Here is a 12,344-nt window from a genome sequence, read left to right as displayed (position 1 = left end):
GAGACGCCCGGTGAGTTCCCCAGATCCGCAGGTTCGCGCAGCGCGAAACCGCTCCACCCCGACCCCGTCCCGTGGCCCCGTCGTCGCGGTCACCGGCGCCGCCTCCGGCGTCGGAGACCTGCTGACCCGGCGGCTGGCCGCGTCGGACGAGATCAAGCAGGTCATCGCCATCGACGAACGCAGAGGAGAGGTCCCGGAGGCGCGGTGGCACATCCTCGACGTCCGTGATCCGGCCATCGCGGAGAAGCTCCGCGGCGCGGACGTGGTGGTCCATCTCGCGCTCGATCTCGATCTGGAGACCGACGCCGCCGCCCGTACGGCGTACAACGTGCGCGGTACCCAGACCGTGCTCACGGCGGCCGCGGCTGCCGGGGTCCACCGGGTCGTGCTCTGTACGTCGGCCATGGTCTACGGCGCGCTCCCCGACAACGACATCCCGCTCTCCGAGGACGCCGAGCTGCGCGCGACCGCCGAGGCCACCGGCGTCGGCGATCTGCTGGAGATCGAACGCCTGGGCCGCCGCGCGCCCCGTGCGCACCCCGGCCTCAATGTGACGGTCGTACGCCCCGCCGTCCTGGTCGGCGGTACGGACACGGCCCTGACCCGCTACTTCGAGTCGCCCCGGCTGCTGGTGGTCGCGGGCTCCCGCCCCACCTGGCAGTTCTGCCATATCGAGGACCTGGTGAGCGCGCTGGAGTACGCCGCGCTCGAAAAGGTCGAGGGGGAGTTCGCGGTCGGCTGCGACGGCTGGCTCGAACAGGAGGAGGTCGAGGAGCTGAGCGGCATCCGCCGGATGGAGCTGCCGTCGGCGGTCGCCCTGGGAGCCGCGGCCCGGCTGCACCGGATCGGCCTCACCCCCTCGCCCGCCGGGGATCTCGCGTACACGATGCACCCCTGGGTGGTCAGCGTCAGCAGGCTGCACGACGCGGGCTGGCGGCCCCGCTGGATCAATGAGGAGGTCCTGGCCGCGCTGCTGGAGGAGGTCGAGGGGCGCCATACGCTCGCGGGCCGCAGACTCGGCCGCAAGGACGCCACCGCCGCGGGCGCCGCGGGCGCCACCGTCGCGCTGCTGGGCACGGCCGCGCTCGTACGGCGGGCGCGCAAGGCGAGGCGTCGACTGTAGACAGTATCCCGAAGGCTTCCGTGCTGTCGGTGCTGTACGGCACGATGGACCCCATGGCGAACACGCATTCCCGCCCGGACGAGCAGCCGCGGGACCCCATCCGGCTGCTGGCGATCCGCGACACCCCGCTCAGTGTCGACGAGGTCTTCCGCGCGGTCGGCGATGACGCGGCGGGCGGCACGGCGCTCTTCGTCGGTACGGTGCGCGACCATGACGGCGGCGCGGATGTCGACGGCCTCGGCTACTCCTCCCACCCGTCGGCCGAGGCGGAGCTGCGCCGGGTCGCGGAGAAGGTCGTGGCCAACTTCCCGGTGCGCGCGCTGGCGGCCGTACACCGGGTGGGCGATCTGGCGGTCGGCGATCTGGCGGTCGTCGTGGCGGTCTCCTGCGCGCACCGGGGGGAGGCGTTCGAGGCGTGCCGGAGGCTGATCGACGACCTCAAGTCGGAGGTGCCGATCTGGAAACACCAGAAGTTCTCGGACGGTACGGAAGAGTGGGTGGGCGCGTAGCGCCTCGTCGAGGGGCGGTGGTCGGGTGACGGGAGGGAGGGTGGGCGCGTAGCGCCTCGTCGAGGGGGCAGCTTATTGGTTGATCTTTTTAGTCCGATTTGCGTAACTGTGGCGCGGCCAGCAGCGTTGGTTCAGCAGATGGTTAATCTGCTGATCGGTCAGTTGTATACGCCTGTATACGCTCATTCGAGCCGGAGGTCGGTATGGCCGCACTTGCCTGGTTGCTGATTCCGCTTTTCGCCGTCGTGGGAGCCGCGATATGGGGAAGCTGGGCAGCGAGGGACCGCACTACCGGAGACATAGCCGAGCTGAACGGCTATGCCCGGTTCCGTGACGCGATGGAGATGGAGAGGGCGGCGGCCCCCGGGGCGCCGGGTACCGACGCTGTCTGAGGACCGGCCGGACCGGGCCCGGGGGTGCGCTGACAGACCCTTCCCGTACTGTCGTTCCATGCCACGCCGCACCGCGACGATGCTCGCTTCCACCCTGGCTCTCATCGCGCTGCTCTGCGCTGGAGTGCTCATCAAAGTGCCGTACGCGGAGATGAGCCCCGGACCGACGGTCAACACGCTCGGGGATGCCCGTGGCGAGCCGGTGCTCCAGATCTCGGGGCGCAAGACGTATCCGACCTCGGGTCATCTCAATATGACGACGGTCAGGGTCACCGGCGCGGACTACCACATGAATATCGTCGAAGCGGTCTACGGCTGGCTGGCCCACGACAGCGTCGTGGTGCCGCACGACACCCTGTATCCCGACGGCAAGACGGAAGAGCAGTCCACACAGGAGAACGCCGAGGAGTTCAGCCAGTCCCAGGAGAGCGCCAAGGTCGCGGCCCTGCGGTCGCTGGACATCCCGGTGGCCTCGCGCACGATCGTCTCCTCGGTGATCAAGGACAGCCCGGCCGAGGGCACGCTGCACGCGGGAGATGTGATCAAGGCCGTGGACGGCTCGCCGGTCGAGGAGCCGTCGGACGTCGCGAAGCTCGTGACCAAGCACAAGCCCGGTGAGGACGTGGTCTTCACCATCGTCCCCGCCAAGGAGGCGAAGGCGGCGGAGAAGGCCGGCAAGGAGCCCACGGACACCGAGAAGGTGACGGTCACCACCAAGAAGTCGCCCGACGGGGGCCGTGCGATCGTCGGTATCCAGGCGGGCACCGACCACACGTTCCCGTTCACCGTCGACATCAATCTCGCCGATGTCGGCGGGCCGAGCGCCGGGCTGATGTTCGCTCTCGGCATTGTCGACAAGCTCACGCCCGGATCGCTCACGGGCGGCGCGTTCGTCGCGGGTACGGGCACGATCGACGACAAGGGCGAGGTCGGCCCGATCGGCGGTATCGACATGAAACTCGTCGGTGCCCGCGACGCGGGGGCGCGGTACTTCCTCACGCCGGACCAGAACTGCGCCGCCGCCGCGTCGGACATTCCCGGCGGGCTCACCCTGGTGCGGGTGAAGACCCTCGCCGACGCCAGGAAATCGCTGGATCTGATCAAGGCGGGGGACACGGCCGGCCTGCCGAGCTGTTCGACAGGCTGACCGGCCGTATCCGAGGACGGGCGGCGGGGCCGACGGGCGACGAGGGCGACAGCGCTCCGGCGGGGCGCCGGGGCGCTGCTCACGAGTCGGGCCCGGAGCCGCACCGAGGGGTTACGCCTCGAAGGTCGCCGAGAGCGCCTCGGCCAGTCCCGGGACCAGCCCGGCACCGGTCAGGACCTCATTGGGCGAGTCCTTCTCGCGCAGCCGCAGCGCCGACTCCCGGGTGCCGTCGCGCAGTACGGCCACCGTCATCCGTACCTCCTGGCGCTCCGGATGGGCGGCGACCCACTTGGCGAGGGCGGCCTCGTTCAGCCCGTCCGGTACGGAGTCCTCCGCCGACGGCGGCAGCATGAGGCGCTCCACCGTCATCGCGCAGCCCGCCACCGCCCCGGGCCACGCGATGGTGCCGAGGAACTCGTCCAGCGGGGTGCCGGCCGGGATCTCGTCCTGCTCGATGGGGGTGAGCGGCGCGACGGCACCGCCGTCGTCGTCGAGACCCAGCTGGGCCGCCAGACCGGGTTCGTCGGTGCGCAGCCGCGCGGTGTCGACGAGGGCGAAGAGCCGGGCCGGCTGGTCCCAGCCGAGCCCCGACGCGTACTCGTCGATTTCGAGCACCGCGCGGGTCAGCGGGCTCGCGGCCATGGGTGTGCCTGAGGAAGAAAGGTTGGACATGGTCAATATCCTGCCTCCTTCGGACCCGGGTGCGGGAACTAGGTAAAGCCTCAGTAAGTTGCATGAGTGGGCCCTACGATCGCTGGGGCCCGTTGTACGGGCTGAATCAGCCGCTGAATCACACGACCGCGAACTTCGAGGTGCGCACGTTGGCTTTCCAGATGCCGGACCGCGGCGGAGGCCCGACCGGGCCACGGATCAGAGTGGGCCGGCCATCCCGTCGGGCCCGGACCCTGCTCATGACGTTGGGCGTGCTGGCCGTGCTGGCCATGCTCTTCATCATGTTCGCCGGGTTCTGGACCGACTGGCTCTGGTACCGCTCGGTGAAGTACTCATCGGTTTTCACCACCACTCTCTGGACCAAGATCGGTCTGTTCGCGGTCTTCGGGCTGTTGATGGCCCTGGCCGTCGGCGTGAACATCTGGCTGGCGCACCGGCTGCGGCCGCCGCTGAGCGCGATGTCCATGGAGCAGCAGAACCTCGACCGCTACCGGATGGGCATCGCCCCGTACAAGAAGTGGGTGCTGCTGGCGGTCATGGCGCTGGTCGGGCTGATCGCCGGGGCCTCCGCCTCCGGCCAGTGGCGTACCTGGCTGATGTGGGTGAACGGGGTGCCCTTCGGGCAGAAGGACCCCCAGTTCAAGATGGACGTGGCGTTCTACGCGTTCGATCTGCCCTGGTACCGCTTCCTGCTCGCCTTCGGCTTCGCGGCGGCCGTGCTGTCGCTGATCGCCGCGGCGCTGACCCACTATCTGTACGGCGGGCTGCGCGTCACCAGTCCGGGCGCGCGGGCGACGGCGGCGGCCACCGGGCATCTCTCGGTGCTGCTCGGCATCTTCGTCTCGTTCAAGGCCGTGGCGTACTGGCTCGACCGGTACGGCCTGGCCGTGAAGTCCAGCGACTTCAAGGCGGCGGGCAACTGGACCGGGCTGCGCTATGTCGACGCCAACGCCTATCTCCCGGCGAAGACGATCCTGTTCTGCATCGCCGTCATCTGCGCCGTGCTGTTCTTCGCGACGCTCTGGCGCCGCACCTGGCAGCTGCCGATGATCGGCTTCGGTCTGATGGTGCTGTCGGCGATCCTCATCGGCGGTCTCTACCCGGGGATCGTGCAGAAGTTCCAGGTCCAGCCGAACGAGCAGGCCAAGGAAGCCCCGTACATCAAGAAGAACATCGATGCCACGCGCAAGGCGTACGGCATCGACACGGCCGATGTGCAGGATTACGGCGGCAAGGGCGACTCGGCGAAGAAGGTCGAGCAGCGCAGGGCCGCCGACAGTGCCGCGAGCTACCGGCTGGTCGACCCGAACGTCGTCTCGCCCGCGTTCCAGCAGCTCCAGCAGGAGCGTAAGTACTACCAGTTCCCCGCCACGCTGGACGTCGACCGGTACACCGGACCCGACGGAAAGCCGCAGGACACGGTGGTCGGTCTGCGCGAGCTGAACATCACCGGTATCCCCAAGCGCAACTGGATCAACGACCACTTCACGTACACCCATGGGTACGGAGTGATCGCGTCCAAGGGGACCAACACGGTGACCGACGAGAACGAGGGCACGGTCGGCGCCCCCGACTTCACCGAGTCGGGCCTGCCGACGACCGGGCAGCTCGGCAATTACGAGCAGCGCGTGTACTACGGCGAGAAGACCGAGCAGTACTCGATCGTGGGCGGCCCCCAGAAGGAGCTGGACTACGAGAAGAACGGCGAGAAGACGACGAGCTACAAGGGCAGGAGCGGCGTAGACCTCTCCAACCCGCTGAACCGCGCGGCGTACGCCGTGGCGTTCAGCGAGCCCCAGATGCTCTACTCCGGTGCCATCGGCGAGGGCTCGCGGATCCTCTACAACCGCACGCCCAAGGAGCGCGTCGAGGCGGTCGCCCCCTGGCTGACCATCGACGGCGACGCCTACCCGGCCGTGGTCGACGGACGTATCCAGTGGATCGTCGACGCGTACACGACGACGAACGGCTACCCGTACGCGTCCCGTACGACGCTGGGCGACACCACGGCCGACTCGCTGACCGACAGCCAGCGCGCGGTCGTCGCGCAGCAGAACCAGGTCAACTACATCCGCAACTCGGTCAAGGCCACCGTCGACGCCTATGACGGCGCGGTGAATCTGTACCAGTGGGACACCAAGGACCCGGTGCTGAAGACCTGGATGAAGGCGTTCCCCGGCACGGTGAAGCCGAAGGCGGACATCGATCCCACCCTGCTGGCGCATCTGCGCTACCCGCAGGACATGTTCAAGGTGCAGCGGGAGCTGCTCACCCGCTACCACGTCAAGGACGCCGCGCAGTTCTACAGCGGCAGTGACGCGTGGCAGGTGCCGGACGACCCGACCACCAAGAACAGCAACTCGGTCCCGCCGTACTACCTGAGCCTCAAGATGCCCGGCCAGAGCGACCAGAAGTTCTCGCTGACGACCACCTTCACGCCCAACGGACGCCCCAACCTGGGCGCGTTCATGGCCGTGGACGCGGATGCCACGAGCACCGACTACGGCAAGATCAGAGTGCTCAGGGTCACCTCCACGGTCCAGGGGCCGCAGCAGGTGCAGAGCGAGCTGAACGGTGTGCCGGAAGTCGCCGAGTTCGTCAGGAACCTGAGAGGAACCGACTCGGACATCGAGTACGGCAACCTCCTGACGGTCCCGCTCGAAGGGGGCTTCCTCTACATCGAGCCGGTGTACGCGCGCGGCGGCAGCGCCAACTACCCGCTGCTGAAGAAGGTGGCCGTCTCCTACGGAGGCAAGCCGGTCTTCAAGGACAGCCTGCCCGAGGCGCTGAACGCGGTGTTCGGTGCCGAGGGTACGGAGGAGACGACACCGCCGTCGGACACCACGACTCCGCCCGCCACCGGCGGCAAGGCGCTCCAGCAGGCCATCGCGGACGCCCAGAAGGCGTACGCGGAGGGTGAGGCGGCGCTGAAGGAGCAGGACTGGACGGCGTACGGGAAGGCCCAGAAGGACCTTCAGGACGCCCTCCAGAGGGCGGCGGGCGCGGACGCCGGATCGGGCTCCACGTCGGGGTCCTCCGCGAGTAAGGAGAGCGCGGGAAGTACCGACAGCGCGGGAAGTACCGGCAGTACGGACAGCGCAAGCAGTACGGACAGCGCTGCCGCCGGCAGGAAGGCCGACGACAACAGCAGCTGAGATGGCCTCACTCCACCCCGTGGTACGGTTGGGACACAACGACGCGGGGTGGAGCAGCTCGGTAGCTCGCTGGGCTCATAACCCAGAGGTCGCAGGTTCAAATCCTGTCCCCGCTACGAAAGTCAAGGGCCCGGATCCTTACCAGGATTCGGGCCCTTGTCATGTGTCTGTGCGGAACGCGACTGTACGAAGTCCGGTGCGGGCCGGGGGAGTTGATCCCGCGAGTGTTTGATGTGTCTCTCTGTGGGCATGTCGACAAAACGCTGTAGTGACCTTCGCGGGTCACGGTATACCAGCTGTACGTGCGTGGCAGGTGGTGCGACGATGGAAAATATGGGGGATAGGGCAACTCTGTTGGAGACAGGGCGGTTTGTGCAGCGACGGGATGAGAGCGCTGACAGCGCTGCCGGCGGCGCCGGCACGGAAGAGACCGCCGACGTCGAGGCGCGCCACCGGCGCGCTGCCGATGCCGGCGATACCGCGTCGATGAGCGTGCTCGGCGCACTGTTGCTGCGCCGGGGCGATCTGGACGCCGCCGAGCCGTACCTGCGTGCGGCCACCGCCGAGGGCGAGCGGGCCGCCGCCAACAATCTGGGGGTCCTTCTCCATCAGCGCGGCTACGGGGACGAGGCGGCGGGCTGGTGGCGTATCGCCGCCGTCGCCGGGTCCGCCGCGGCCGCGCACGCCCTGGGCCGCCACTACCGCGAGCTGGGCGACGAACCGGCCGCCGAGTACTGGCTGCGCCAGTCCGCCGAGCAGGGCCACGCGCTGGGCGCCTACGCCCTCGCCGACCTGCTGGAGCACCGCAGCGACGTCGGGGCCGAGCGCTGGCTGCGGGCCGCCGCCGAGCAGGGCCACCGCGAGGCGGCGTACCGGCTCGCCCGCGCTCTGGAGCGCCGGGCGCGCGAGGCGGCGCGCTCCGGCGCGGACGTGGTCTACAACAGCGGTACGGGCCCGCCGACCTCGGGCCGCCTCCGTGCGATTCCCGACCCCGCGCGGTGGCCCACCGACACCGGCACGGGCCTGCGTACCGGCACCAGGGGCACCGCGGGCCCGGCCACCGGCACCACCGGGCTCGGGCCGACGCTGATCGCCGAGGCCGCGCAGTGGTACCGGCAGGCCGCCGCCAAGGGGCACCGCAGGGCCGCGCTGCACCTCGGCGTGATCCTGGAGAAGCGCGGCGACCTCAAGGAGGCGGGCCGCTGGTATCTGACCGCCGCCAAGGACGGCGAGGCGCGGGCCGCCTGCGCCCTCGGCTTCCTGCTGCGCGACGCCGGTGACGAGGAGAGCGCCGCCGTCTGGTGGCTGCGCGCCGCCCAGGACGGCGACGGGAACGCCGCCAACGCCCTCGGCGCGCTCCACGCGGCCCGGGGCGAGCAGCAGACCGCCGAGCGCTGGTACAGGGCCGCCATGGACGCGGGCGACGTCAACGGTGCGTACAACCTCGGGCTGCTCTGCGCCGCCCAGGACCGCACCGTCCAGGCCGAGCAGTGGTACCGCCGCGCCGCCTACGCGGGTCACCGCGAGGCCGCCAACGCGCTGGCGGTCCTGCTGCTCCAGGCCGACGACCCGACCGGCGCCGAGCCCTGGTTCTCCAAGGCGGCCGAGGCGGGCAGCGTGGACGCCGCCTTCAACCTCGGCATCCTGCACGCCGGACGCGACGACGACGGCACGGCGCTGCGCTGGTACGAGCGCGCGGCGGCGGCCGGCCACACGGAGGCCGCCCTCCAGGTCGGCATCGCCTGCCTGAGGGACGGCGACGACCGTACCGCCGAGCGCCATCTGCGCTGCGCGGCCGGCGGGGGCAGCGCCGAGGCCGCCTTCCGGCTCGCCACCGTCCTCGACGCGCGCCAGCCACCGCCGGGGCCGCCCGTGCTCGGCGAGCCGCACGCGGTCAAGAGCGAGTGCGAGCAGTGGTACGAGCGGGCGGCCGAGCAGGGCCACCGCCGCGCCCAGGTGCGCGTCGGCATGCTCGCCGCCGCGCGAGGGGACAGCGCCGGAGCCGCCCGCTGGTACCGCGAGGCGGCGGAGGCGGGCAGCCGCAACGGCGCCTTCAACCTGGGGCTGCTGCTCGCCCGCGAGGGCGGCGAGCGGGAGGCCGCCCTGTGGTGGACCCGGGCCGCGCAGGCCGGACACGGCCGGGCCGCGCTGCGCCTCGCGCTGCTCGCCGCCCGCCGGGGCGAGCTGACCGAGGGGCAGCGCTGGTGCGCCCGCGCCGTCGAGCTGGGCCCCGCCGAGGTGTCGGAGCGCGCGGCCCGGCTGCGCGAGGCGCTCCATCAGGAGCTGACCGCGTGACGCGCTCCGGGCCCCGGGGCTGCGCTTATATGAATTTGCGCTGGTCGGCGGGGTGACGTAGTGTTGCATTCAACGGCGCGGGGTGGAGCAGCTCGGTAGCTCGCTGGGCTCATAACCCAGAGGTCGCAGGTTCAAATCCTGTCCCCGCTACTGAATCGAAGGCCCGGATCTCGAAGAGATCCGGGCCTTCGGCATGCGCGGCCCTCGGCGTGTCCGGCCCTTGGATCCGCCCCTGGTGTGTCCGGCCCTTGGCATGCGCGGGAGCCGGTCGCGCAGAAGGGCCCGCGCTGCCGTGAGGCGCGCCGGGGCCTTCTCCGTACCGTCGTACTGCCGGAATACCGCTGTGCGTCGAATGCCGCTTTACGCGGGAGAGCAGTTCGGGCAGAGGCCCCGGTACGTCACCTCGACGCCCGAGATCGTGAAGCCGAAGCGCTCGCCGGTCGGCAGGTCGGCCAGCGGGTCGCCCGAGGGGTGTACGTCCCGGATGGCGCCGCACTGCGCGCAGACCAGGTGGTGGTGGGGCCGGTGCGCGTTCGGGTCGTACCGCTTGGCGCGGCGGTCCGTGGAGACCTCGATGACCTCGCCGAGCGTCACCATCTCGCCGAGCGTGTTGTAGACGGTCGCCCGGGAGATTTCCGGGAGCCGGGCGACGGCGCGCGCGTGCACCTCGTCGGCCGTCAGATGGATGTGGTCCCCGTCGTCGAGAACCTCGGCGACGACACGCCTCTGCACCGTCATGCGCCAGCCGCGTTCGCGAAGTCGTTCCAACAGGTCACTCATGAGGGTCAGCCTAACAGTGAGGGGGGTTGTGTCCCGAGAGAGTGTGACTTTGGATGATTGCTGGGCTTGGACAGAGTCCATTGTAAGATTCATTCGACGGATCAGTGGGGGGCGGAAAACCGCGGCGAAAGCAGCGAAATGACGCAGGAGGCGCACATGACGCAGGGACTGCTGACGACGGAGGCCGGAGCACCGGCCGCCGACGACCGGAACAGCGCGACCGCGGGCGTCGGTGGTCCGGTGTCGGTCCAGGACCAGGCGCTGCTGGAGAAGCTCGCGCACTTCAAGCGGCAGCGCTTACCGGAGCGTGTCGCGCACGCCCGGGGCGCCGGCGCGTACGGCACCTTCACGCCGACCCGCGATGTCTCCCGGTGGACGCGGGCGAAGTTCCTCTCCGAGGTCGGCAAGCAGACCGAGACGTTTCTGCGCTTCTCCACCGTCGCGGGCGGTCTCGGCTCGGCCGACGCGGTGCGCGACCCCCGGGGCTTCGCGCTGAAGTTCTATACCGAGGAGGGCAATTACGACCTCGTCGGCAACAACACCCCGGTGTACTTCATCAAGGACGCCATCAAGTTCCCCGACTTCGTCCACACCCAGAAGCGCGACCCGCGCACCGGCTCTCAGGAGGCGGACAACGTCTGGGACTTCTGGGGCCTCTCGCCCGAGTCCACCCACCAGATCACCTGGCTGTTCGGCGACCGCGGCATCCCCGCGACGCTGCGTCATATGAACGGGTACGGCTCGCACACGTTCCAGTGGAACAACGAGGCCGGCGAGGTCTTCTGGGTCAAGTACCACTTCAAGACCGACCAGGGCATCAGGAACCTGACATCGCAGGAGGCGGCCGTCCTCGCGAGCGAGGACCCCGACTCCCACCAGCGCGATCTGCGCGAGGCGATCGAGCGCGGCGACTTCCCGTCCTGGACGGTGCAGGTGCAGATCATGCCGGCGGCGGAGGCCGCGACGTACCGCTTCAATCCGTTCGACCTGACCAAGGTCTGGCCGCACGGCGACTACCCGCCGATCGAGATCGGCACGCTGGAGCTCAACCGCAACCCGGAGAACATCTTCGCCGAGGTCGAGCAGTCCGTCTTCTCGCCGGCCCACTTCGTGCCCGGTATCGGCCCGTCCCCGGACCGGATGCTCCAGGGCCGCCTCTTCGCGTACGGCGACGCCCACCGCTACCGCGTCGGCATCGACGCCGACCGCCTGCCGGTGAACCGCCCGCGCGCCGAGCCGAACGGCTTCGGCGGCCCCCTGCGGCAGCCGGTCGCCGTCACCGGCGGCGCGGGCGGCCGCGAGGCTCCGAGCCATGTCGAGGACAGCGACTTCGTCCAGGCGGGCGACCTCTACCGCCTGTACTCCGAGGACGAGAAGGCGCGGCTCGTCGACAACCTCGCGGCCTTCCTCGCCAAGGTCTCGCGCGACGACATCGCCGAGCGCGCGGTGGACAACTTCCGCCGGGCGGACAGTGACTTCGGCGAGCGACTGGCAGCCGCGCTCCAGGCCCTGCGCGGCTGACGGCCGCGCCGAGGCGGCGGCTGGGCGTAGCGCCTCGTTGGGCGGCGCCGGTCGGGTGACGGGAGGTCGGGGCCGGATCTCTCCCGGGGGATCCGGCCCCGACCTGTCGTACCGGTCCTATCGGTCGTACGAAATGTGGTGGTACGAGACGGTCAGGCGCCGGCCAGTACGGCGGTCCCGCGTCTGGCCGGGGCCCAGCAGCGGAGGATGTCGCGGACCGAGACGATTCCGACGGGCTCGCGCTCGTCGAGCACGATCAGATGCCGGAACCCGCCGGTGGACATGGCCGCCGCGGCCTCCTCCAGCGTCCAGACCGGCGCGGCGAAGACGACGGCGGTCGTGGTGTGCGCGGACGCGGTCTCCACATCGGGGGACTGGCCCGAACCGAGCGAGTTGAGGATGTCGCGCTCGGTGAGGATGCCGATACCGCACCGGTCGAGGTCGAGGACGACGGCGGCGCCGACACGGCGTGCGGACATCAGCCGAGCGGCCTGGCGGAGCGTATGCGCGGGACCGATGGTCAGGACCACCGAACTCATGGCGTCACGGACGAGCATGGGGTGGGGTCACCTCCTCGGTGAATCGGAGAAACGATTCACAAGTTCACAAGTGGGGGAACTCCCAGAGTGACACCGTTGGGCCCGGTCAACAAGGGGGCGCGGGAGCGCGTGGCGCATCGCGGGGCCCGGTTCGCCCCCGGGGCGCCCGCTCCCGGGCGCCCTCCCCGGAGGGGCGCCCGGCGGCCTCGGG

General features: G+C 70.2%; 10 protein-coding genes and 2 tRNA genes. 9 read left to right on the top strand and 3 right to left on the bottom strand.

Features of this window, described 5'->3' with window-relative positions; all coding sequences use genetic code 11:
• The first annotated feature begins 10 nt into the window (after nucleotides 1-10).
• The 4 genes from ACIP8W_RS06300 to ACIP8W_RS06285 all read left to right on the top strand — a co-directional run bounded on the left by ACIP8W_RS06300 (nucleotide 11) and on the right by ACIP8W_RS06285 (nucleotide 3,171).
• Nucleotides 11-1,123, top strand: a complete 1,113-nt coding sequence (locus tag ACIP8W_RS06300) for an SDR family oxidoreductase (protein ID WP_401946904.1) — start codon at nucleotides 11-13, stop codon at nucleotides 1,121-1,123.
• Nucleotides 1,124-1,176: 53 nt separating this feature from the next.
• The gene (locus ACIP8W_RS06295) at nucleotides 1,177-1,632 is read left to right on the top strand and encodes a molybdenum cofactor biosynthesis protein MoaE (protein ID WP_401946902.1); all 456 of its coding nucleotides are present in this window, start codon (nucleotides 1,177-1,179) and stop codon (nucleotides 1,630-1,632) included.
• A 203-nt stretch (nucleotides 1,633-1,835) separates the two neighbouring features.
• Nucleotides 1,836-2,024: a hypothetical protein gene (locus tag ACIP8W_RS06290; protein WP_401946901.1), complete on the top strand. Its 189-nt coding sequence runs from the start codon at nucleotides 1,836-1,838 to the stop codon at nucleotides 2,022-2,024.
• A 58-nt stretch (nucleotides 2,025-2,082) separates the two neighbouring features.
• On the top strand, nucleotides 2,083-3,171 hold the full coding sequence (locus tag ACIP8W_RS06285; protein WP_401946899.1) for a PDZ domain-containing protein: 1,089 nt from the start codon (nucleotides 2,083-2,085) through the stop codon (nucleotides 3,169-3,171).
• 111 nt (nucleotides 3,172-3,282) lie between these two features.
• On the opposite strand, the gene ACIP8W_RS06280 is transcribed toward ACIP8W_RS06285, so the two are convergent.
• On the bottom strand, nucleotides 3,283-3,843 hold the full coding sequence (locus tag ACIP8W_RS06280; protein WP_401946897.1) for a PPA1309 family protein: 561 nt from the start codon (nucleotides 3,841-3,843) through the stop codon (nucleotides 3,283-3,285).
• A 161-nt stretch (nucleotides 3,844-4,004) separates the two neighbouring features.
• Between ACIP8W_RS06280 and ACIP8W_RS06275 the strand changes: the two genes are divergently transcribed.
• From ACIP8W_RS06275 to ACIP8W_RS06260, 4 genes are all read left to right on the top strand, one after another.
• Complete coding sequence (locus tag ACIP8W_RS06275; protein ID WP_401947430.1) at nucleotides 4,005-6,998, top strand: UPF0182 family protein; 2,994 nt, start codon at nucleotides 4,005-4,007, stop codon at nucleotides 6,996-6,998.
• 42 nt (nucleotides 6,999-7,040) lie between these two features.
• Nucleotides 7,041-7,114, top strand: a tRNA-Met gene (locus ACIP8W_RS06270).
• Between the two features lie 208 nt (nucleotides 7,115-7,322).
• On the top strand, nucleotides 7,323-9,293 hold the full coding sequence (locus tag ACIP8W_RS06265) for a tetratricopeptide repeat protein (RefSeq protein WP_402202134.1): 1,971 nt from the start codon (nucleotides 7,323-7,325) through the stop codon (nucleotides 9,291-9,293).
• 76 nt (nucleotides 9,294-9,369) lie between these two features.
• Nucleotides 9,370-9,443, top strand: a tRNA-Met gene (locus tag ACIP8W_RS06260).
• A gap of 210 nt (nucleotides 9,444-9,653) precedes the next feature.
• On the opposite strand, the gene ACIP8W_RS06255 is transcribed toward ACIP8W_RS06260, so the two are convergent.
• Nucleotides 9,654-10,073 (bottom strand): Fur family transcriptional regulator, encoded by a 420-nt coding sequence (locus tag ACIP8W_RS06255; protein WP_401946892.1) that lies wholly within the window; start codon nucleotides 10,071-10,073, stop codon nucleotides 9,654-9,656.
• A gap of 138 nt (nucleotides 10,074-10,211) precedes the next feature.
• On the opposite strand from ACIP8W_RS06255, the gene ACIP8W_RS06250 reads away from it, so the two are divergent.
• On the top strand, nucleotides 10,212-11,594 hold the full coding sequence (locus ACIP8W_RS06250; RefSeq protein WP_401946889.1) for a catalase: 1,383 nt from the start codon (nucleotides 10,212-10,214) through the stop codon (nucleotides 11,592-11,594).
• Between the two features lie 152 nt (nucleotides 11,595-11,746).
• Here ACIP8W_RS06250 and ACIP8W_RS06245 read toward each other — a convergent pair whose 3' ends face one another.
• Nucleotides 11,747-12,151: a cyclic nucleotide-binding/CBS domain-containing protein gene (locus ACIP8W_RS06245; RefSeq protein ID WP_401946887.1), complete on the bottom strand. Its 405-nt coding sequence runs from the start codon at nucleotides 12,149-12,151 to the stop codon at nucleotides 11,747-11,749.
• Nucleotides 12,152-12,344 lie beyond the last annotated feature (193 nt).

This window comes from Streptomyces sp. NPDC088554 (assembly GCF_044752945.1).
Classification (GTDB): domain Bacteria; phylum Actinomycetota; class Actinomycetes; order Streptomycetales; family Streptomycetaceae; genus Streptomyces.
Note: the sequence above shows the minus strand (reverse complement) of the source record. Positions and strands in the feature narration are given on the sequence as shown.